This window comes from Georgenia sp. SYP-B2076 (genome assembly GCF_003991205.1).
Taxonomy (GTDB): Bacteria; Actinomycetota; Actinomycetes; order Actinomycetales; family Actinomycetaceae; genus Georgenia.
Window position 1 is genome coordinate 13,926 of record NZ_RXOZ01000002.1, and the last position, 20,548, is coordinate 34,473.

The window sequence follows — 20,548 nt, forward strand, 5'->3', positions numbered from 1 at the left end:
CGACTCGGACGGTCGTCAGGCGCCGTTGGCCCTTCATCTTGGCGGTGGCGACATTCGTCGTCGTCACCGGTCTCATCGCTGCGGCCAACGGACTGGTCGCCGGCGCGTTACCGGCTGCGGTCGCGCTCGCCTATGGGGGCACGATCGCGATCACGCTCGCCACGTACCGCCATCTCGCTCGGGGATCGGAACGGCACCTGTCGGTACTCGCCGCCGGCCTCGGCGTCGCCGGAACGACGATCCTCGCCGCCGGAGCGTACTGGCACTGCTCTGCGGGACAGCTGCCGGTGCTCACCCAGACCGTATGGATCGCTCAGCTCTTCCTCGGTGCCCCGGAGAATCCGTTCGGTAGCGCACCGGGCTGCCCCGCCCAGCAGCCCTTGGCCCTGCTCCTGGCGAGGAGCCTCGCGCTCGGCGTGGTGTTCCTGGGCGCTGCCAAACTCGTCCTTTCCCTCTCACGCCGGTACGTGACGAGCATGCGCATCCGATCCGCCCAGGACCTGGTCCTTGTCCTCGGCGCGGAGAGCGCCGGCGACTACGTCAGCGCCGTGGGCCGGGCAACCGGTCCGGGTACGACGACCGCCGCCGTCATCGACCAGCCGCCGACCGGGCTGTTAGAGCGCTCGCAGGAAGTACTAGCCATTGACGGAGCCGTTGACGATCCGTCGTTCCTTGAGCGGCTGCTGCCGCTACGTGGAGCGTCACGGATCTCGTCGGTCCATTTGGTGGACCCAGACCCGGAGACAAACCTCCGCCGACTGGACGTGCTCCGCACCATCGTCACGCCTCCTCGCCGAGGTGAGGCGCTGCGCGGAGTCGTGCGGATCGACGACCCGTGGGCGGCGGAGGAGTGGCGCCGCGGAGCGCTCTCTGACGACGGCTGGGTAGTGGACAGTCTCAGCACGTACGAGGTCACGGCGCGCGCCCTGCTCAGGCAGACGGCTGGCGCAGATCACGACCACATCGTCGTGAGTGGTTCGGGTCCGCTCGCGCTCGCACTTTGCGCCGCAGCGGCGCAGGCGATGCGCGAACGCAAGGCCATCCGCGACCTCGTCACTGACGATTACGCGGACGAGGGGACGACGACCGACACGGCGCGGTTGACGGTGCTTGGCCCTCAAGCGGGCGACCTTACCGATAACCACGCGGTTCATCAGCGACGCTATGGCAACTCGTCCGAGACGCTGGTTGTCATGGAGACACCCGTCACCCGCGCGAGCGTGGAGCGGGCGGTCTCCGGGGCGCGGTCACCGGTCGTGATCTTCACCGAGGAGGCAGGGACGCTCCCCGCCGAGCTGGGCGCCCGGTATCCGTGGGCCATCTACGCCTACAGCTCCGCGGCCACTGGAATCGCCAAGCGGGCACTCGTGGGGCAGGTTCGATACTTCGGACTTGCCTTGTGGCACGACGACGCTGATGCCTCCGACACCTGGGCGCGGCTCGCGGAGCGGGCGCACAAGCTGTACTTAGCTCGGTACGGGGTTGGCCACTCGACGGCCGCTCGGCCGTGGGCGGAGCTGAGCCCCTTCTACCGCGGGAGCAACATCCGTCAAGTCACCACCGTGCTGGGCGGCGCCGCCAAGGTGGGGATCTCGTGGGGGCCAGTCCAGGAAGGCCCGGCCGGGGTTGCCGTCGTGACGCCTGAGCAGATCCGTGCGCTGGCGGAGACAGAGCACGAGTCCTGGTGCTCGTACTACTTACGGCACGGCTGGAAGGCGGCAATGCACCGTGACGACGCCATGCGCACGCACCCCGCACTCGTGCCTTGGTCGGAACTTCCGCCGGAGGCCAGAGACAAGGCCGAGAAGGGCGTCCGTGACGCACTCGTCATGTTGGACGCCTTCGGCTACCGGCCGCACCAGGCTGCCGCGGGGCCATGGCGCCGGTTCGTCCGAAGCGGCCGGGTGAAGGCTCAGCGACAGTCGACCGACTTCGCATGGCGGACGGACGACGGGCAGCGACTTCAGGGCCGCGCGGGGGATTGGTTGGTCACGGGGCCTGACGGGCGGCAGTGGTCCATCACCGACGTAAAGCTGCGCGCGACGTACACGTACGTCGAGGGCGAGACCTGGGCGCGCGTCGGCTCCGTTCTCGCGCGACCGGCCTTTGCTGGTGAGCGGATCGAGACTCTCGAGGGCGGGTACGTCGCCGTCGCGGGCGACTGGGTCGTACAGGATGACGACGGTGCGCAGTGGGCAGTCCCGGCCGAGTACTTCGCCATCAACTATGTGGAGGTGCCGGCGGAGCCTGCGAAGACGGGGTGAAGGCCACGCCGACCGACACCAGACAATCGCACCACGGCATGCGACGTGGACGTGACTACCGGTCGCCAGCCGCGCCGCCGGGGCGACAACCAGGGACCGTGAAGTGGTTCTGGTGGCCGCCGGGGTACCAGGATCAGCGAGCGAGGTAGCCGCCGTCCACCGGGATGTAGGAGCCCGTGAGGACGTCTCGGTCCAGGACTGCACCGAGTTCGTCCGTGACGGTGCCACGTACTCGGTGTTCCTGCCCGTCGCCCGTCGACCGGCCTGACGGGCGGTCCGCGCGGCGGGGAGGTGGGCCGATTACGGCTTCAGCGCCGCCCGACGTCGAGCAGCTCGATCCTCACCCGAGCGGTGTCGCCCGCCTGGATCCCCTCGGCGCGCCGCACCGCCTTCTTGATCGGCAGCACATAGGTGCGCTCCGCCTTGCTCGGGAAGATCGATGTCCGCCACACCGTGGCACCCACCGTGACCTCAACCCGCACCGAGCCGAAGCCGTGCGAGAACGGCGCGGTGAGCTCGTCGACCTCGTCGGCGATGTCTGTGGGGACGGAGACGAACATCCACGTGTCGGCCTGGCGGGCGTCCCACACCCACAGCGGCGCGTCGAACTCGTAGGTCACCCCGGCATGCTGGCGCGCGCGCCGGCGCAGGTCAACGCGGTCCCGGGCCGCGACCGGAGCGGTCGGGTGCCCGCGCTCCCGCCACAACAATTCTGGACACCCAGCTGCCAACCTTCGCTAACTTGGCGGCGACGTCCGATCCGAGGAGATGCCATGAGGGTTGTGCTCGCCGGGGCGACCGGCGCCATCGGTCGGCCGCTCACGCGGCGGCTGCGCGCCGCGGGGCACGCGGTCGTCGGACTCACGCGGCACGCGGACGGTGTGCGCTGGCTGCGGGAGGTCGGCGCCGAGGGGATCGTCGCCGACGTCCTCGACCGCGACGCGCTCCTGCGCGCGCTGGCCGGCGTGCGGGCCGACGCCGTCATCCACGAGGGCACGGCGCTTCGCAAGACGCCGACCCGGCACCGCGACCTCTACCCGACGGACCGCCTGCGCACGCGCGGCACGGCCAACCTGCTCGCCGCCGCCCGTGGGGTGGGTGCCCGCCGGTTCGTCACCCAGTCGTTCCTGTACGTCTACGGCTTCGTCGACCACGGCGAGCGGGCGCTGACCGAGGACGAGCCGTTCAGCCCCGGCGGGGGTGATCGCTTCGACGTCCACGCGGCCGCCATGCAGGCCAACGAGCGGCACGTGCTCGACGCCGCGGGCCTCGACGGCGTGGCGCTCCGGTACGGGTTCTTCTACGGGCCCGAGTCCGGGACCTACGGGCTCCTCGACCTCGCCGCGAGGCGCCGCATGCCCGCGCCACGGCGGGGGACCATGATGTCCGCCGTCCACGTCGACGACGCCGCGGCCGCCACGGTCGCGGCCCTCGAGCAAGGCCGGGCGGGGCACGCGTACAACGTCGCCGACGACCACCCGCTGTCCTGGACGGAGTACCTCGACGCCTTCGCCGAGGCCGCCGGCGCGCCGCGCCCGTGGCGGGTGCCGAACGCCGCGTTCCTCGTCTCGCCCTACCTCGGTGCGCTCATGACGCGGGCGAGCATCCGGCTCGTCACCGCCAAGGCCAAGCGCGAGCTCGACTGGGCGCCGGCGTACCCGAGCGCCCGGGATGGCCTGGCCGCCGTCGCGCAGACGTGGCGGGGCGAGCGGCACTGACGGCCGCGCCGTCCCGCACGCGGGTCCGCAGGTCGGGACCGAACCCGCCCCGGCGGCTGATGCCGGGTGAGGTCGTGACGTTCGAGTCGGGTCGGTTCCCGTGGGACCGTGGCTACTCGGTGCCCGCCTGGCGCCAGCCCCGGCCCGGGACGTTCCGGGTATGGCGAGCGCGGTCCCGGGTCTCGGTAGGACCGACATGTCCGTGCCGGCCGGCCGATGGCATTGGGGACGCCGGTAGCCCGCGCTCACGTCGTCCGCCAGCGGGCGAGCACCGCCGCTACCCCCGCCCGGACGCGCTCGCGGGCCTCGTCGCGAGGGACGCCGGCCATGAGCAGCTCATCGTACGGAGTGTCCTCGTGGCGGACGGAGGCCGTGACCGCCAGCTCGACGGCGTGGGAGTCCAGGTGCTGGCCCGTGGCGGTCCGACCGGAACGGCCAACGCCCCGGGCGCTGGCACGGGCGGCGACCGCGGCAGCGCGCTCGGGCGGACATCCCGGGAACACCCGTCTGATCTCCTCGGCCAGCCGGTCGGTGAGCTGGCTGTCGGCGTCGCGCCGCCGCTCCTCGTCACGGTCACGGCGGCGGACGCGCGCCTCGGCATCGGCGAGGCAGGACGCCTCGGCCTCAACCAGCGCCCGCTCCTCGACGAGGACTCCCTGGCGCTCGTAGCGCCGGCGGGAGCGGCTGAAACGCACCACCACCGCCGACAGGCGGCTCGCCTTCCTTGCCCGGCGCGTGAGCATGGCGTCGCCCGCGGGCAGGTAGGTCAGGTGTTCGAGGTCGGCGCAGACCAGGCAGAGCGGGGCGTCGTCCTCCATCAGCAGCAGGTCGCCCGTGCCGCCGCACCCCGCGCAGGTCCAGTCTCCGAGCGGAGAGATGATGACGAGATCCGGCGGGCGGCTGGCCTTCTCCTGGAGACGCGCCCGTTTGGCCTCCGACAGGGCCGGAGAGACCCAGTGCGTGCGGTACGCCAGCTCTACGTCCGGCTCGCCACTGGCGGAGAACTGCAGGTCCCTGCGGTCGCGGGTGCGTGCCACGTAGGCCGTCTCGCTCGGCTGCAGCCCCTCCTCACGGGCCCAACGCCGCAACGCCGCCATCGCCGTCGAGACCTTGCCCGAGCCTGCTTGCACCACCCCTTCGAGATGGGGCACGCGTCCCTGCCGCCAGTGGTCCCGGTGCACGGGCTGCAGCCAGCCCATGCCGACGAGCACATCGATCGGCGCGACGTAGCCCTGCTCACGCAACTGCGCCTCGGCCGCGCGGACGACCCGCTCCTCGATCGACGCCATGCTGCTCCCTATCGCCGGGCCGCGAGGTCCGGCGCCGCCGCAGCGCCCAACGGGGTCACCGCTACCTCCCCGCCCCGCTGAACCGTCAACCCGTAGGCATCGGTGGTCGTCTCCACGCCGGTGACCTCGACGGCGCCGAGATCGGCGAGCACCTGGCAGATCCTCCGTACGTCGCTGTCGAGGACACGACGGTGCTGGAGCAGTTGCTCCTCGTCGAGGTCGTCGAGCACGAACGACGCCTCGACCAGCTGCCACAGCCGCTCCTGGAGGTCGACGAGCGGAACGGGTTGGCCGACGACCAGCAGGTGGGCCACCAGGCCGGGGACTTCGCCGTCAACGAGCTCCTTCCAGTAGGGGTCCATCCAGGTCGCGTGGGCATAGCGGTGCTGGAGGACGCCGAGGTCGAGCAGTCCCCTGAGGGTGGTCCGCCAGTCGGCGAGCGGGTCGCGTCCGAGTTGCGTTCCGTGCTTCGTCGCCGACACGGCGCCCTTGCGCACCTTGACGAACCCGGCCTGGCGGGCGAGGCGGAAGGTGAAATCGACCCCCGGGAGCTCCACCGTGCTCTTGGTCTTGAACACGCGGTCGCCGATCTGCTCGTCGAGGCGGTCGTCGGTACCGAGCAGGCCGATCAGCTCCCTGCCGGCCGCCATCGTCAGGTTGCCGGTGGCGGTGAGCTTGCGACCGCCGCCCGCCCACCCGGTGAACACCCGGAGGCGGTCGAGCAGCTCGACGCCCTCGGCCGCCGCGCTCAACGCCGGTTGTGCGGCGGCGGGCACCTCCAGCCCGCCCAGGTGTGACGGGTGCGGGAAGCCCGGCAGGAGGAAGGCCGTGGGGGCCCGATCGGCATCGAAGGCCTGGCGGGTCGCGTCGAGGTCGAACCGCTCCGGAGTCCAGCTGCCGAGCCACGTGCGCACGTTCTCGTCGTCATCCTTGCCACGGACGACGGCGACGCACTCCTCGTAGCCGGAGACGCCGCCGCAGTCCTCGGGCGGGAAGGCCAGGGCGCCGCCGACCAGGCGGCGGTGGTAGACCTCGTCGGACTCCACGAGGGCCTCGCGCCGGACGGTGTGCCGCCAGTGGTCGCCGAAGTCGTACACGTAGTGCAGCTCGGTCAGGTCCGCGCCGAGGACCGTGCTCAGCCAAACGGTGGAGGCATCGCGCACCGGCGCGTCGCTCTCGTCGCCTGGCAACCCGGCCAGGGGCACCCCGGACGTGGCCGAGAACTCGAAGAGGTGGCGGTCCTCCCACCCGCACGCGTCCTGGATCGCCCGGTGCAGGTGAGCGAGCGTCGCCTCGGCGTCGATGAGGAAGCGTCGCCACGGTGGGGTGTCCACGTGGTCCAGCGTCACAGTGAGGTCGTAGTAGCGGCGCACGTGACGCAGGATAGGTCGACCAGTGCGTGGCGACGACCGTCCAGCGTCGACTCTGCACGCCGTGGCCCTTGCCGTGCCGCCGTCGACGGCGACCCGGAGGGTGACGACATGCCGGGTTGCCACGCCGGTGCGCCACGGGATCACTCAGCCAGCATCTCCGGGCTCGCGAGGAACTCATCCAGCGTCTCCAGGAACGCCGCACCGGGTGCGCCGTCGACCGCCTGGTGGTCGATGGTCAGGCTGAGCGTGACCACCTTGCGCCAGAGAAGCCCGTCGCCGTCGCGGGCGGGCTGGTCGACGATCCGGCCCACGCCCAGGATGGCCACCTCCGGCGGGTTGATGATCGGGGTGAAAGCGTCGATGCCCTGGCCGCCGAGCGACGTGACCGTGAAGGTCGAGCCGGTGACGTCCTCGGCGCCGAAGGTGCCGGCGCGCACCTTCGCCACCAGGGCAGCGGACTCCTCGGCGATCCGGGCCAGCGGCGCGGCGTCCGCGTGCCGGATGACGGGTACGACGAGGCCGTCTGGCACGGCGGTGGCGACGCCGACGTGGATGTCGGGCAGCAGGTGGATCCGGTCGCCGTCGATCGTGGCATTCAGCCCCGGGTGCTCGCGCAGCGCCAGGGCGGCGGCCTTGACCACGAAGTCGGTGTAGGTCGGCCTCGCCTCCAGCGTCTCGCGATACTCGACCAGGTCGGTGACGTCCGCCGTCGTGACGAGCGTGAGCTGCGCCGTCGACTGCAACGAGCTGCGCATGCGCCGGGCGATCGTGCCGCGCATGCCCGTCAGCGCGATGGTGGTCCCGTCGCCGGGAGCGGGAGCGGGAGCGGGAGCGGGAGTCGTGGCGTCAGCGGTCGCGGCGGAGGAAGCGGCGGCCCGCTCGACGTCCTCCACCCCGATCCGCCCGCCAGGCCCGGTGCCCGTCACGATGGCCAGGTCCACGTCGAGCTGCTTCGCCCGCTGCCGGGCGCGCGGGACGACATTGCGCACTGTGCCGCCGGTCGGGGCCTCCGCCGCACCTCCCACGGCGGCGGCCGCCGGGACCAGGCCGCCGGCCGCCGTCGGGACCGGGCCGGGCTCCGCCGAGCCCTCGGGCGCCTCCGCCGCGGACGAGTCAGCGCCCTCGCCGTCGGCGGCGAGGATGGCCAGCACCTCCTGGACGGGCACCGTCGCGCCCTGGGGCACGACGATCCTCTGCAGGACCCCGGCGAAGGGGGCGACCAGGTCCTCGACGGTCTTGGCGGCTTCGATCTCGGCGAGCGCCTCACCCTCCTCGACGGCGTCGCCCTCCTGCTTGTACCACTCGACGATGGTCCCCTCGAGCATGCCCATGCCCCACATGGGCATCCGGATCTCCGTGGCCACGGCGCCTCCTCAGGCCATGACGCGCTGGGCGGCGGTGACGATCCGCTCGGCGCTGGGGTAGAGGGGCCGCTCGAGCTGGGCGCTGAACGGGATGTGTGTGTGCGGGGTCGTCACGCGGACGATGGGCGCCTGCAGGTCCCAGAAGCCTTCCTGTGCGACGACGGCGGAGACCTCGGAGGCCACCGAGCCCATCTCGTGCGCGGGGTCGGCGACGACGAGCCGGCCGGTCTTGGCCACCGACGCCAGGATGGTCTCGCGGTCCAGCGGCACAATCGAGCGCAGGTCGATGACCTCCGCCGAGACGCCGTCGCCGTCGAGCTGCTCGGCGGCCCGGACGGCGTGCGGCACCGCACCGGCGACGGCGACGATCGTCAGGTCCGTGCCCTCGCGGCGGACGGCCGCCTTGCCCAGCTCCACGATATAGTCCTCGTCCGGGATGTCCTCGCGGAGGCCGGCGAGGCCGAAGTCCTCGAAGGAGATCACCGGGTCGTCGTCCCGGATGGCCGCCTTGAGCATGCCCTTGGCGTCGAAGGGCGACGCGGGCGCGATGATCTTCAGCCCGGGGATGGACATGAAGGTCGAGTACGGGCGGTCGGAGTGCTGCGCGGCGTTGCCGGCGCCGTAGATCATCGGGGCGCGCAGCGTGATGGGCATCTTCGACTGGCCGCCGTAGAGATAGGTCGACTTGGCGATGATCGAGGCGATCTGGTCGAAGGCCACGTACAGGAAGGGCGCGATGAGCATGTCGACCACCGGCCGCATGCCGACCATCGCGGCGCCGGCACCCGCGCCGACGAACCCGGCCTCCGCGATGGGGGTGTTGCGCACCCGCTCGGTGCCGAACTCCTCCTTGAGCCCGCCGGTGGCGCCGAGCATGTTCCACCCGACGTCCTCGCCCATGATGAAGACCTTCTCGTCGCGGGCCATCTCCTCGTGCAGGGCCTCGTTGAGCGCCTGCAGGTAGGTCACGGTGTGCATCGTGTACTCCTCTCAGCCGGCGCTCAGCGCGCGATCGGGATGGGGTTGGTGAAGACGTTCGTGTAGGCCGCGTCCAGCGGCGGAGCGGCGCTCGAGCGCCCGAACTCGACGGCGGCGGCGATCTCGGCGGCGACCTCCTCGTCGATCTCCTTGAGCTCGATCGCGTCCCAGCCCCGCTCGGTGAGGGCGGCCCGGTAGAGCTCGAGCGGGTCGCGGTTGACCTTCCAGTCCTCGACCTCCTCGGCCGGGCGGTAGTTCTCGATCGGCAGCCCGATCGCGTGGTTCTCAAAGCGGTACGTCTTCGTCTCCACGAGCGACGGGCCCTGCCCGGCGCGGGCGCGGCGGACGGCGGCGTCGACGGCCTCGTAGACGGCGAGGACGTCCTGCCCGTCCACGGTGACGCCGGGCATGTTGTAGCCGGCGGCGCGGTCGGCGATGTGCTCGATCGCCACCGCGTCACGGGTGGCGGTCATCTCGCCGTAGCCGTTGTTCTCGCAGACGTAGACCACCGGCAGGGTCCACAGCGACGCGAGGTTGAGCGACTCGTGAAAGGTGCCCTCGGAGGAGGCGCCGTCGCCGAAGAAGCACAGGGTGACGCGGTCGTTGCCCTGCATCTTGGAGCCCAGCGCGGCGCCCGTGGCCACCGGCAGGCCGGAGCCGACGATCGACGTCTCACCGAGGGAGCCGATGCCGAAGTCGGACAGGTGCATCGACCCGCCCTTGCCGTGGTTGATGCCCGTCTCCTTGCCCATGAGCTCAGCGAGCAGCCGGTCGACCTTGGCGCCCTTGCCGATCGGGTGCCCGTGGGAGCGGTGCGTGCCGACCATGTAGTCGTCCGGGCGCAGCGCCATGCAGGAACCGACGATGGATGCCTCCTGCCCGGTGGACGTGTGGAAGGCGCCGTAGAGGTCGCCCTTGAGCAGGAGCTCCTTGGTGGTGTTCTCGAACTGCCGGATGCGGGTCATCCGGCGGTACATCTCGCGCAGCTGGTCGTCGTCGGTCATCGCACTTCCCCTCACCTTGGTGGTGCGGAGCGGGAGGACGGTTCCGCCGTCTGCCGCCGCTCCGTTGCGGTCGGATCGTTGACGTGCGGCCCGGTCGTGCCGGGCCATGTCGGGCAATGTCGAACCATGCGGGCCATGAACGGGAGTCAGCGGCGCCCTCCCGTGTTCCGGAACGGCAGCCGGATATCGGGTCGCAGGGGTCCGGCGCGCCCGGCGCGGGCCGCGCTGACGAGGACGCCGCTGCCGTAGGCGGCGTCCTCGACCAGGCGCAGGAGGGTGTACCGGAGCGGGTCGACGCCCGGACGGGTGGTGATCAGCTCGAGGATGATCGGTGCGAGCATGCTGACGGATGCGGCGGCGGCGACCCGGGAGCGCGGCGCGAGCGCCAGCGCCGCCCATCCCGCCGGCCACCACTCCCGCCGCAGCGCGTGCCCCACCGCGAGGGTGTCCGCGGCGAGGCCCTTGGCGATGATGCGCGCCGCCAGGTCCGGGCGGGCGCCGGTGCGGCGCAGCCGGTTGGCGAGCAGCCCCGTGGCGGCGGCCGCAACCGCCGTCGCGGCACCGGGCCGGTGCGCGAGGAGGAGCGCCACGGCCGCGACGTTCCAGGCGGACACCCGGGCGGGTGCGAGCCGGCCGGGGTGGCGGCGGTCGAGGGCCGCGGCGGACGTGCCGTACTCGTACCGGCGCCGCGCCCACTCCACCGGGCGCACCCGCGCCTCGTGCCCGACGTCGACGGCCGGGTCGTAGCGCACCAGCCAGCCGGCGTCGACCAGGCGCCACACCAGGTCGACGTCCTCGCCCACCCGCAGCGACGGCTCGAACGCCCCGCCGGCCAGCGCCTCGCGGCGGACGACGAGCGCGGCCGAGGGCAGGAAGCCCAGGGCGGCGCCGTGCCGGACGAGCTCGGGATGGCGCCCCATGTCGAGCGCGGAGCGGGCCTCCTCGTGGCGGGCGAGGAGGGAGCCGCCGTCGTGGTGCGGGCGCACCCGTGGGGCCACCGCGCCGACCCGGGGGTCGTCGAAGTGGGGGAGCAGGGCGTCCAGCCAGCCCGGCTCGGCGGTGCAGTCGGAGTCGAGGAACGCGACGACCGGGGCCTCCGTGTGCTCCAGCCCGGTGTTGCGCGCGGCTCCCGGCCCCCGGTTGGCGGCGTGCCGCACGAGCCGTGCGCCGTGGGAGTCCGCGATCCGGCGGACGCCGTCGGCGTCGCGGGAGGCGTCGTCGACGACGACGACGTCCAGGCCGCGCAGCCGGCTCAGGCAGGCGTCGAGCAGGTCGAGGCGGTCGTGCGCGGGGACGATCACCGTCACGCGGTGGGCCCGGGGACGGGCCGCGACGACGGGGTGGACGATGCCCCGCTCGAGGAGGAGGTCGGCGGTGCGGCGCTCCACGGGGCCGTTGGGCACCAGGCCGGTGGGTCCGGCGTCGCGCGCCCGGCGGGCGAACTGCTGGGCGGGCGCGCTGAGGCGGACCACGCCCCAGGGCGCGCCGCCCAGCACGAACGCCCCGCCCTGCCGGAGCCGGGCGCGTCTGTCCCAGGCGACCCGCGGGTCCGGCGCGCGGCTCGCCGCCGGCCGGGCCGCCGGGAGGGGCGTCGTCGGCCGCATGACGGGCTGCGTCGTCGGCCGGGCCGCGGGCTGCGCCGCCGTCCGGGGCTTTTCCGCCAGGTGCACGCGTCGTCCTCCGTTCGCTCGTGGGTCCCGTCAGTGCGCCCGCGCGGCCGCGTGCATCTCGTACGCGCCGAGCGAGGGTGCGCCGTACAGGTGGCCCTCGGGGGTGCCCAGGGTCCGGGCGAAGTTCGGCGGGATGAGGAGGTCGGCCGGCTCGAGGTCGTGGACGGACCTCTTGCCCAGGCCGAGCATCGCGGCGCTGAGCCCGTCGCGCATGATGTCGAGGACGTTCTCCACGCCGGCCTGGCCGTTCGCGGCGACGCCCCACAGGTACGCGCGGCCGATGAGCACGGCGCGGGCGCCGAGGGCCAGGGCCTTGGCGACGTCGGAGCCGCGGCGGATGCCGCCGTCCATGAGCACCTCGACCTCGTGCCCGACCGCGTCGGCGATGGAGGGCAGGAGGCGGATCGTCGCCGGGGTGCCGTCGAGGTTGTTCCCGCCGTGGTTGGACACCGAGATCGCCGTGGCGCCGGTCTGGACGGCGGCCTTCGCGTCGTCCACGCGGGTGATGCCCTTGATCATGAAGGGGCCGCCCCACTGCTCCCGCAGCCAGGCGATGTCGTCCCAGGTGGGCTGCGGCGTCTGCATCCACTCGCCGTAGGCTTCGAAGAACCCCGGCGCCGGCTGCCCCGGCAGCTGCATGTTCGGCACCGTCAGCGCCGGCGGCCGCATGGTCTTCGCGAAGTCCATGAGGTAGGAGAACTTTCGCCCGAAGACGATCTCCGGCGCGAACTTGGCGATGGTCTTCAGATCCATCTGCGCGGGGATCTCCGGGCTGCCCCAGTCCCGCCCGTAACCGAAGGTCCAGTCCAGCGTGACGATGAGGCCCTTCGCCCCGGCGGTCCGGGCGCGCTCGATGCGGTACAGCATCGCGTCCCTGGTGCCGGTCCAGTAGGTCTGGAAGAAGGTCTTGGGGTTGGCGGCGATGACCTCCTCCATCGGCTTGGACCCGAAGCCGCCGAGCCCCATCGCGACACCACGGTTGTTGGCGGCACGCGCGACGGCGACCTCGCCGTCGGGGTGGATCGCCTGGACGCCGGTGGGCGAGATCATCACCGGGAAGGAGACCTCCTGGCCCATGATCGTCGTCGCGAGCTCACGATCCGTCGGCAGGTTCGTCACGAACGGGGCGAACCCGAGCTCGGCGAACGCCTCGACGTTGTCCTTCAGCGTTATCCCACGCTCCGAACCGGCGACCAGCGCCTTGTAGACGGAGCTCGGCAGCCGGCGCTCGGCGCGGCGCCGGGCCTCCATCACGCTCTCGAACCAGGGGTTGGCCATGGGGGTGGTCCTTTCCTACGTCAGTGCCGTACGGGCGGGGCCTCGCGGCCCCGGTGGGTCAAGGGGCAAGAATCCGGGACAGGGCCGGGGCGATGTCTCGGTAGGTCCGAACGGTCTCGAGGCGCCCGCGCCCGTGCCGGGCGAGGTCGCGGCCGAGGTCGACATCCTTCTCCCCGGTCGTGTCGAGGAGGACGTCGAGCCGGGGCAGGGCGGCCGCGGCGGGGCGTGGGTCGGGGCCGGCGTTGTGCACGCAGTCCGACAGCAGGAGGACCCGCCCCTGCCCCGCGGGCACGCGTGCCAGCTGCTCACGCGCCACGCGCAGGGGCAGCTCGACATTGGTGAGCCCGCGGGCCGGGACCCGCACCAGGAGCTCCAGGATCTCGTCGCCGGCCACCGGTCTCCCGAGCGGCGCGAGCACCGCGGCGTCGGACCAGAACGCGACGACGGCGAGGTGCTCCCGGGACAGCTCCGCCGCCAGGGCGCCGACCGTCGCGGCGGCCGAGCGCACCCGCTCGCCGCGCATGGACCCGGAGACGTCGACGAGCAGGACCACGGACCGCCGGGTCCTGGCCCGCTCCCGGACGACGACGTCGGCCGTCTCCGGCACGTGCTTGCCGGCGATGTTGTCCAGTGTGGCGTCGAGGTCGATGTCGTCGGCGGTGCCGCGGTACGGCACGCTGGCGAGGTCGCCGAACCCGCGCCGCATGTCGGCGTCGCGGGGCGGACGCGGGATCGACAGCGCGGCCGCGATCTCCCGTGACCGCCGGAGGGTGTCGACGTCGGCCTCGTCATCGAGGTCCTCGAGGTCGAGGACGCGGGCGGGCTCGTCGGTCTCGCCCGCCCCGCCCGCGCCGCGCTGGGGGCCGACGGCCCGGTCACGGCCGCCACCGCCGGCGGTGAGCACGGGCCCCGGCCCGCCGTTCCCGGCGGGCTGGTAGACCGCCGGCTCGGCGGTCAGCTGCTTGGGGCGACGGCGCAGCGGCGTGGCGCGGTCCGTGCGCCGCGTGAGCGGGGAGTCCGCCCCGACGTCCCTTCATCCCGGCTCCGCGACGGCGCGGTCCAGGACGAAGTACTGCTCCCAGATCTCCCGGATGACGGCTTCGGGCGAGGTGGGGACCGACTCGTCGAGGTAGATGCGTCCGGAGAGGGCCACACCGGCGGCGTCGAGCACGCTGCGTGCGTACCGCCGCCGGTCGTCGTCGTCGGAGGTGACCCGGCCGCTGCCGGGATGGTCGACGCCGCGCATCTCGCACAGCTGGGCGGCGACGAGGGCGAGGTCGATGGCCCCGCGCACGCTGCTGCCCTGGCGGAGGTCGGGGTGCTCGCGGGTGGCCCGGGTGAGGGCGACGGCGTCCGCCACAAGCGCCTCGCCGAGCGCCGCGGGAACCCGCCCGTCGGTCAACGAGGTGCGCATCGCGACGATCTCCCGCTCCGCGGCGGCGTCCTGGTACGTCACGGCGACCCGGTTGAACCGGTCGTGGACCGAGGTCGACAGGCGCGAGGTGCCGATGTTGTCGTGCGGGTTCATCGAGGCGATGACCCGGAACGTCGGGGCGGCGACGACGCTGCCCAGGCGCGGGACAGCCACCTCGCGCTCGGCCATCGCGGTCAGGAGCGCGTTGAGCGCGTCGTCCGGGGCCCGGTTGAACTCCTCGATGTAGAGGAAGCCGCCCTCGCGCATGGCGCGCAGCAGCGGCCCGTCCACGAAGTTGTCGTCCCGGTACCCCTCCTTGAGCACGCGCGCGGGGTCGTGGTGGCCGAGGAGCTTGGCCGGTGTGAGGTCGGCGTTGCCCTCGACGAGCACGAGCGGGATGTTCCACTCCGCGGCGATCGCCCGCAGCAGGGTCGACTTCGACGTGCCGGGCGGTCCCTCGAGGAGGATGTCGCGGCCGGCGGCGACGGCGGCGAGGATGAGGTCGAGCTCGTGCTCGCGGCCGACCACCAGGTCCCTGACCCGCTCGCGGGTGCGCGCGACGTGCCGGCGGTCGCTGCTGGTCGTCATCGCTGGTGTCTCTTCTGTGGTCGTCATGCGCGTCCTCCGGGAGCGGTGTGGAGGGGCGACCCGGACCGGGTCGCCCCTCCGGGGCCGGTTAGTACATGCTCATGCCGGCGTCGACGGCCATCTCGAGCCCCGTGGTCATCTGCGACTCGTCCGAGGCGAGGTAGACGATGGCGTTGGAGATCTCCCGCGGGTCCATGAGGTCCACGTCCAGCCAGACGCCGAGCATCCCCATCAGACGCGGGTTGACCTCAGCGAACTTCGCGAAGATCTCCTCGACCCCGCCCTCGGTCATCCCCGACCGCACGGGCCCGGGGTGGATGCTGTTCACCCGGATCCGGTCCTTCGCGAGCTCCATCGCGAAGGACTTCGCCAGCCCGGTCACGCCGAACTTCGCGGCGTTGTACGCGACGTTGAACGGGCCCGCCTTGATGCCGTTGGCGGAGCTGATGAGGACGATGGACCCGCCGTTGCCGGCCTCGACCATGTGCGGCGCCGTCGCCATCACGGTGTTCCACACGCCGGTGAGGTTGATGCCGATGGTGTTGTGCCAGTCCTCCTCCGAGATGTCGTCCCAGTTCTTCAGGATGTCGATGCCGGCGTTGGCGACGACGATGTCGAGCCGGCCGAGCTGGGCGATCCCGCCCGAGACGACCTCCTTGAGCCGCGCGAGGTCGCGGACGTCGGCGCGCTCGGCGATGATGCGCCGGTCCAGGGCCTCGACCTGGCGGACGGTCTCCTCAAGATCCTCGGGAGTGGCGGGCGCGTAGTGGGGGCCGGGGATCCCCTCGCAGATGTCGATCGCGATGATGTCGGCGCCCTCCTCGGCGAGGCGGACCGCGTGGCTGCGGCCCTGCCCCCGCGCGGCGCCGGTGATGAAGGCGACCTTGCCCTCGAGACGTCCAGTCATGAGCTCTCTCCTCTTCGTTGTGGAGCGATGTCGTGTGCGGAGCAACTACGTGGTGGGGCGATGTCGTGTGCGGAGCAACTACGTGGTGGGGCGATGTCGTGTGCGGAGCAACTACGTGGTGGAGCGACTTCGTGGTGAAGTGATATGGGCGGTGGTGCGGTGGTGCGGTGGTGCGGTGGTGCTCAGTGGACGGCGGCGGCGCCGTCCACCGGGATCTGGCCGCCGGAGACGTAGTAGGACTCGTCGGAGGCCAGCCAGGCCACGGCGTTGGAGACGTGCACCGGCTCGATCCAGGCCTTGCCCATCGGGTTGAGCCCGGCGAAGGCCGCCTCGGCGTCGTCGGCCTGCGGGTTCTCCAGGTCCGGGCGGAAGAGCCGGTAGGTGGCTCGGTTCTTGACCATCGGGGTGTCGATCGAATTGGGGTGGATGGTGTTGACGCGGATGCCGTGCTGTCCCAGCTCGTTGGCGAGCACCTTCATGAGGCCGACGATCGCGTGCTTGGCCGTGGTGTAGGCGGCGACGTTCGCCAGCCCCTTGAAGCCGGCGAGCGAGGAGATGATGATGACCGACCCGCCGGGCCCGGCGGCCAGGAGGTGCTCGGCGGCGGCCGCGTAGGTGTGCCAGACGCCCGTGGTGTTGACGTCCTGGATGTCCTGCCAGGACTGTTCGGCGATCTTGTGGGTCTCGTCGCCGAAGGTGAAGATGCCCGCGTTGGCCACCACGATGTTGACCCCGCCGAGCTCGGCCGCTCCCGCGTCGACCACCGCGCGCAGCGCCTCGAGGTCCCGGACGTCCGCCGTCCGTGCGTAGATGCGCCGGTCCAGCGCCTCCACCTGACGCACGGTCTCGGCGAGGTCCGCCTCGGTGGCCGGCTCGTAGAACGGCTCGACGCTGGCGACCGGCGCGCACAGGTCGACGGCGATGATGTCCGCGCCCTCCTGGGCGAGGCGGACCGCGTGGCTGCGGCCCTGGCCCCGCGCGGCCCCGGTGATGAGGGCGACCTTGCCCTCGAGGCGTCCTGTCATGGCTACACGTCCCCTCTGTGCGTCGTCGCGCCGGCCTGCGCCGTCGAGGTCGTCACTTCGTGCCCGCGCCCGCGTCGATGGGCAGGGTCATGCCGGTGATGTACCGGGCCTCGTCCGAGGCCAGGAACAGCACGGCGTTGGAGATGTCGATGGCCTCGACCCAGGGCACCGGCAGGGCGTTCATGGTGCGGGACGCCTCGGCGAAGTCGTCGACGGTGGGGTTCTCCAGGTCGGGCCGGAAGAGGCGCACCGTGGCGTCGTTCATGATCATCGGGGTGTCGACCGTCGTCGGGTGAACCGAGTTGACGCGGATCGAGTGTGGTGCGAGCTCGAGGGCCATCGTCCGCATGAGACCGACCACGCCGTGCTTGGCGGCGACGTAGTGGGCGATGTTCTCGTTCGCCTGCAGCCCCGCCAGCGAGCTCGTGATGACGATCGAGCCGCCGTTGCCGGCCGCGATCATGTGCGGGATCGCCGCCTTGCACGTCAGCCACACGCCCGTGAGGTTGATGTCGATCATCTGGCGCCAGTCGTCCTCGTCCAGCTCGTGGGCCTTGGCCATGGGGCCGGAGATCCCGGCGTTGGCCGAGACGATGTCGAGCCGCCCGCCGAGCTGGGCGACGCCGTCGTCCACGGCGGCCCTGAGGGCGGCGTGGTCGCGCACGTCGGCCCTCGTGGCGATGATCCGCCGGTCGAGCGCCTCGACCTGCTTGACGGTCTCCGCCAGGTCCTCCTGCGTCGCACCCGCGTACGGGATGTGCGGGATGTCCTCGCAGATGTCGACGGTGATGATGTCGGCGCCCTCCTGGGCCAGGCGGACCGCGTGGCTGCGGCCCTGCCCCCTCGCGCCGCCGGTGATGAACGCGACCTTGCCCTCGAGTCGTCCTGCCATGGTCTTCTCCTCGTCGTCGTGGGAAGCGTGGATGGAACTACGTGCGGGAAGCGCGGGACGGGCTACTTGATCGTGGCGCCGGCGTCGACGGGCAGCGTCACGCCCGTGAGGTAGCGACCTTCGTCCGACGCCAGGAAGACGATCGCGTTGGAGATGTCGACCGAGTCCACCCAGGGGATCGGCAGGGCGTTCATCGACTGGGAGACGGGCGCGAAGGTCTCCCGCGACGGGTTGACCGCCTCGGGGTCGAACAGCCTGAACGTCGCCTCGTTCATGATCATCGGGGTGTCCACCTGCGTCGGGTGGATGCTGTTGACCCGGATGCTGTCCGGTGCGAGCTCCAGCGCCAGCGTGCGCATGAGGCCGACCACGCCGTGCTTGGCGGCGACGTAATGGGCGATGTTGCCGTAGGCCTGGAGACCCGCGGCCGAGCTCGTGATGACGATCGACCCGCCCCGTCCGCCGGCCTTGATGTGCGGGATCGACGCCTTGCACGTCAGCCACACGCCCGTGAGGTTGATGTCGATCATCGTCGACCAGGCGTCCTCGTCCAGCTCGTGGGCCGGGGCCATCTGGCCGGAGATCCCCGCGTTCGCGCTGACGATGTCGAGCCGGCCGAGCTGCGCGACGCCGTCGTCCACCGCCGCCCTGAGGGCGGCGTAGTCGCGGACGTCGGCCTTGGTCGCCACGATCCGCCGGTCCAGCGCCTCGACCTGCTTGACGGTCTCCGCGAGGTCCTCCTCCGTCGGCCCCGGGTAGGGGACGTAGTCGACGTCCTCGCAGACGTCGACGGTGATGATGTCGGCGCCCTCCTCGGCCAGCCGGATGCAGTGGCTGCGCCCCTGGCCCCGGGCTCCGCCGGTGATGAAGGCAACCTTGCCCTCGAGTCGTCCTGCCATGGTCCTCGTCCTCCTTGACTCGGATGTGCCAGCCGCCTGTGCCTCGTTGCCCAGGCGGACATTCAAGAGGGCGGCGGGTCAGCCGCAACCGCCGGCGCCGCAGGCGCAGCCGCCGCCGGACTGGCCGGTGCTCGTCCCGGCCGCCGGGTCGGCCGTGGGCGCGCCCACGGGCGGCCGGTCTGGGACGAAACCCGCCAGCGGGTTCTCCTCGCACGCGCTGACCGGCGGACGGCCGGGGTTGGCGCGCCCGATCGTCACCGGTACCGGGCGGCTCGTCGCCCTGGGGCGCGGGGGCGAGGTGAGGTGGCTGTGGTCGCCGGTGGGCCTGGGCGGCCGATCGGAGTCGTCCCGGGCGCCCAGGAGCTGCTCCCCGAAGCCCCGCACGCACTCCGGGTCCGGCCCGTCGAGGGGCAGGCCGGTGAAGAACTTCGCGGCCATGCACCCGCCGCGGCAGGAGTCGAAGAAGTGGCAGCTCGCGCAGGCGCCGCCCTTCTGGGGGGTGCGCAGCTCGGCGAAGAGCTCCGCGTCGCGCCAGACGTTCTGGAAGCCGCCGTCGGTGGTGATGTTGCCGGCCTTGAACTCGTCGTGGATGGCGAACGGGCAGGCGTAGACGTCGCCGACCGGGTCGATGAGGCAGACCACCCGCCCGGCGCCGCACAGGTTCAGGCCGGGGAGGGCCTCGCCGTAGGCGGAGAGGTGGAAGAACGAGTCGCCGGTGAGGACACCCTCGCCGTGCGCGACCAGCCACTCGTAGAGCTCGCGTTGCTGCCTGGGGCGGGGGTGGAGGTCGTCCCACACGTCCGCGCCGCGGCCCGACGGGCGCAGCCGGGTGATCCGCAGCGTGGCGCCGTACTCGTCGGCGAGGGCTTTGAACCGGTCGAGCTGGGGGACGTTGTGCCGGGTCATGACCACGGAGATCTTGAAGCCCTCGACCCCGGCCTCGCGCAGGTTCTCCATCGCCCGGACGGCGAGGTCGAAGGAACCCCGGCCGCGGACGGCGTCGTTGACCTCGGCCGTGGCGCCGTCGAGGGAGATCTGCACGTCGATGTAGCCGTTGTCGGCGATGCGCCGGGCGGCCTCGGGGGTGATCCGCACTCCGTTCGTGGAGAACTTGACCCCCACGTCGTGGGCGGTGGCGTACTCGACGATCTCCCAGAAGTCGGGCCGGACCGTGGGCTCGCCGCCGCCGATGTTGACGTAGAAGACCTGCATGCGCTGCAGCTCGTCGACGATCGCCTTGCACTCCTCGGTGCTCAGCTCGTTCGGGTCGCGCCGGCCGGACGCCGAGAGGCAGTGCGTGCACGAGAGGTTGCAGGCGTACGTCAGCTCCCAGGTCAGGCAGATGGGGGAGTCCAGCCCCTTCTCGAAGTGGTCGATCAGGCTGGGCCGGGGCGGCGCGCCGGGATGGGCGGGGGCGATGGTCATCGAGCGAGCACCTCGGTCTCGGCAGGGGCGAGCATGTCGACGTCGACGAGCCGCTGCAGTGCGGCGTCGAACCCCGGCTGCTCGGCCGGTTCGATCCCCGCGGCCGCACAGGCCTCGCGGGCGGAGCCATACGAGTCGAGCGTGGTGACGACGGTGAGGAGTCGCCGGTCCTTGAGGAAGGTCAGCCGCCGTGTGCCGAAGTGGTAGAGGAGCGCGCCGAACGGCTCCGGCCGGACGGCGACCGAGGGATCCAGCCGCCACCTCGCCCGGGGGTCGAACGCGACGCCCGCCGGGCTGCCATCGGTGCCCGCGTCAGTAGACACCGCACATACCGTCGATCGAGACGTCCTCGAGGAGGTCCTCGGCCTGGACCGTCTCCGTGTCCTGGTTCTCGATGGGGTTGCTCATGCTGTCCTCCCTTGGACTGCAAGTCGCTCGGCGCCGGTGCCGATCACGAGGT

Annotated in this window: 19 protein-coding genes; 2 read left to right on the top strand and 17 right to left on the bottom strand. The window is 72.1% G+C overall.

Annotation, left to right across the window (positions count from 1 at the left end):
- Positions 1-44: 44 nt before the first annotated feature.
- On the top strand, positions 45-2,264 hold the full coding sequence (locus EJK16_RS00975; RefSeq protein ID WP_164737163.1) for a RyR domain-containing protein: 2,220 nt from the start codon (positions 45-47) through the stop codon (positions 2,262-2,264).
- 308 nt (positions 2,265-2,572) lie between these two features.
- Here EJK16_RS00975 and EJK16_RS00980 read toward each other — a convergent pair whose 3' ends face one another.
- The gene (locus tag EJK16_RS00980; RefSeq protein WP_127125454.1) at positions 2,573-2,884 is read right to left on the bottom strand and encodes a DUF1905 domain-containing protein; all 312 of its coding nucleotides are present in this window, start codon (positions 2,882-2,884) and stop codon (positions 2,573-2,575) included.
- A 153-nt stretch (positions 2,885-3,037) separates the two neighbouring features.
- On the opposite strand from EJK16_RS00980, the gene EJK16_RS00985 reads away from it, so the two are divergent.
- Positions 3,038-3,982: an NAD(P)-dependent oxidoreductase gene (locus EJK16_RS00985; protein ID WP_127125456.1), complete on the top strand. Its 945-nt coding sequence runs from the start codon at positions 3,038-3,040 to the stop codon at positions 3,980-3,982.
- Positions 3,983-4,227: 245 nt separating this feature from the next.
- Here EJK16_RS00985 and EJK16_RS00990 read toward each other — a convergent pair whose 3' ends face one another.
- From EJK16_RS00990 to mftA, 16 genes are all read right to left on the bottom strand, one after another.
- Positions 4,228-5,271: a DUF2293 domain-containing protein gene (locus tag EJK16_RS00990; protein ID WP_127125458.1), complete on the bottom strand. Its 1,044-nt coding sequence runs from the start codon at positions 5,269-5,271 to the stop codon at positions 4,228-4,230.
- An 8-nt stretch (positions 5,272-5,279) separates the two neighbouring features.
- On the bottom strand, positions 5,280-6,644 hold the full coding sequence (locus EJK16_RS00995) for a plasmid pRiA4b ORF-3 family protein (RefSeq protein ID WP_164737164.1): 1,365 nt from the start codon (positions 6,642-6,644) through the stop codon (positions 5,280-5,282).
- Positions 6,645-6,784: 140 nt separating this feature from the next.
- Entirely contained in the window at positions 6,785-8,008 is a 1,224-nt protein-coding gene (locus tag EJK16_RS01000; RefSeq protein WP_205739539.1) for a dihydrolipoamide acetyltransferase family protein, read from the bottom strand.
- Between the two features lie 9 nt (positions 8,009-8,017).
- Positions 8,018-8,986: an alpha-ketoacid dehydrogenase subunit beta gene (locus EJK16_RS01005; protein ID WP_127125462.1), complete on the bottom strand. Its 969-nt coding sequence runs from the start codon at positions 8,984-8,986 to the stop codon at positions 8,018-8,020.
- A gap of 23 nt (positions 8,987-9,009) precedes the next feature.
- Entirely contained in the window at positions 9,010-9,990 is a 981-nt protein-coding gene (locus tag EJK16_RS01010) for a thiamine pyrophosphate-dependent dehydrogenase E1 component subunit alpha (RefSeq protein WP_127125464.1), read from the bottom strand.
- Between the two features lie 146 nt (positions 9,991-10,136).
- Positions 10,137-11,660 carry a mycofactocin biosynthesis glycosyltransferase MftF gene (gene mftF / locus EJK16_RS01015; protein WP_127125466.1) on the bottom strand — a complete coding sequence of 508 codons (1,524 nt, stop codon included), beginning with the start codon at positions 11,658-11,660 and terminating at the stop codon, positions 10,137-10,139.
- Between the two features lie 30 nt (positions 11,661-11,690).
- Positions 11,691-12,938 carry a pre-mycofactocin synthase MftD gene (gene mftD / locus EJK16_RS01020; protein ID WP_127125468.1) on the bottom strand — a complete coding sequence of 416 codons (1,248 nt, stop codon included), beginning with the start codon at positions 12,936-12,938 and terminating at the stop codon, positions 11,691-11,693.
- A gap of 58 nt (positions 12,939-12,996) precedes the next feature.
- Positions 12,997-13,842: a VWA domain-containing protein gene (locus tag EJK16_RS01025; RefSeq protein WP_205739540.1), complete on the bottom strand. Its 846-nt coding sequence runs from the start codon at positions 13,840-13,842 to the stop codon at positions 12,997-12,999.
- Between the two features lie 129 nt (positions 13,843-13,971).
- Positions 13,972-14,967: a MoxR family ATPase gene (locus EJK16_RS01030; protein ID WP_127125472.1), complete on the bottom strand. Its 996-nt coding sequence runs from the start codon at positions 14,965-14,967 to the stop codon at positions 13,972-13,974.
- Positions 14,968-15,028: 61 nt separating this feature from the next.
- Positions 15,029-15,847, bottom strand: coding sequence for a mycofactocin-coupled SDR family oxidoreductase (locus EJK16_RS01035; protein WP_127125474.1), 819 nt, complete (start codon positions 15,845-15,847; stop codon positions 15,029-15,031).
- A gap of 182 nt (positions 15,848-16,029) precedes the next feature.
- Positions 16,030-16,872 (bottom strand): mycofactocin-coupled SDR family oxidoreductase, encoded by an 843-nt coding sequence (locus tag EJK16_RS01040; protein WP_127125476.1) that lies wholly within the window; start codon positions 16,870-16,872, stop codon positions 16,030-16,032.
- 52 nt (positions 16,873-16,924) lie between these two features.
- A complete protein-coding gene (locus EJK16_RS01045) occupies positions 16,925-17,764 on the bottom strand; it encodes a mycofactocin-coupled SDR family oxidoreductase (protein ID WP_127125478.1) in 840 nt (279 codons plus the stop codon).
- Between the two features lie 62 nt (positions 17,765-17,826).
- Positions 17,827-18,663 (bottom strand): mycofactocin-coupled SDR family oxidoreductase, encoded by an 837-nt coding sequence (locus tag EJK16_RS01050; protein WP_127125480.1) that lies wholly within the window; start codon positions 18,661-18,663, stop codon positions 17,827-17,829.
- 78 nt (positions 18,664-18,741) lie between these two features.
- Positions 18,742-20,088, bottom strand: coding sequence for a mycofactocin radical SAM maturase (gene mftC, locus EJK16_RS01055; RefSeq protein ID WP_127125482.1), 1,347 nt, complete (start codon positions 20,086-20,088; stop codon positions 18,742-18,744).
- On the bottom strand, positions 20,085-20,411 hold the full coding sequence (gene mftB / locus EJK16_RS01060; RefSeq protein WP_127125484.1) for a mycofactocin biosynthesis chaperone MftB: 327 nt from the start codon (positions 20,409-20,411) through the stop codon (positions 20,085-20,087). Before mftB ends, mftC begins: the two co-directional genes overlap by 4 nt.
- Positions 20,401-20,496 carry a mycofactocin precursor MftA gene (gene mftA / locus EJK16_RS01065; RefSeq protein ID WP_127125486.1) on the bottom strand — a complete coding sequence of 32 codons (96 nt, stop codon included), beginning with the start codon at positions 20,494-20,496 and terminating at the stop codon, positions 20,401-20,403. The genes mftB and mftA overlap by 11 nt, the downstream gene beginning before the upstream one ends.
- Positions 20,497-20,548: the final 52 nt, after the last annotated feature.

What these genes read in the sequence shown, in the direction of transcription:
- EJK16_RS00985 (WP_127125456.1), top strand. Translation starts at nt 3,038, where the DNA reads ATGAGGGTTGTGCTCGCCGGGGCGACCGGCGCCATCGGTCGGCCGCTC.
- EJK16_RS00990 (WP_127125458.1), bottom strand. Translation starts at nt 5,271, where the DNA reads ATGGCGTCGATCGAGGAGCGGGTCGTCCGCGCGGCCGAGGCGCAGTTG.
- EJK16_RS01005 (WP_127125462.1), bottom strand. Translation starts at nt 8,986, where the DNA reads ATGCACACCGTGACCTACCTGCAGGCGCTCAACGAGGCCCTGCACGAG.
- EJK16_RS01010 (WP_127125464.1), bottom strand. Translation starts at nt 9,990, where the DNA reads ATGACCGACGACGACCAGCTGCGCGAGATGTACCGCCGGATGACCCGC.
- mftD (WP_127125468.1), bottom strand. Translation starts at nt 12,938, where the DNA reads ATGGCCAACCCCTGGTTCGAGAGCGTGATGGAGGCCCGGCGCCGCGCC.
- EJK16_RS01030 (WP_127125472.1), bottom strand. Translation starts at nt 14,967, where the DNA reads ATGACGACCACAGAAGAGACACCAGCGATGACGACCAGCAGCGACCGC.
- EJK16_RS01035 (WP_127125474.1), bottom strand. Translation starts at nt 15,847, where the DNA reads ATGACTGGACGTCTCGAGGGCAAGGTCGCCTTCATCACCGGCGCCGCG.
- EJK16_RS01040 (WP_127125476.1), bottom strand. Translation starts at nt 16,872, where the DNA reads ATGACAGGACGCCTCGAGGGCAAGGTCGCCCTCATCACCGGGGCCGCG.
- EJK16_RS01045 (WP_127125478.1), bottom strand. Translation starts at nt 17,764, where the DNA reads ATGGCAGGACGACTCGAGGGCAAGGTCGCGTTCATCACCGGCGGCGCG.
- EJK16_RS01050 (WP_127125480.1), bottom strand. Translation starts at nt 18,663, where the DNA reads ATGGCAGGACGACTCGAGGGCAAGGTTGCCTTCATCACCGGCGGAGCC.
- mftC (WP_127125482.1), bottom strand. Translation starts at nt 20,088, where the DNA reads ATGACCATCGCCCCCGCCCATCCCGGCGCGCCGCCCCGGCCCAGCCTG.
- mftA (WP_127125486.1), bottom strand. Translation starts at nt 20,496, where the DNA reads ATGAGCAACCCCATCGAGAACCAGGACACGGAGACGGTCCAGGCCGAG.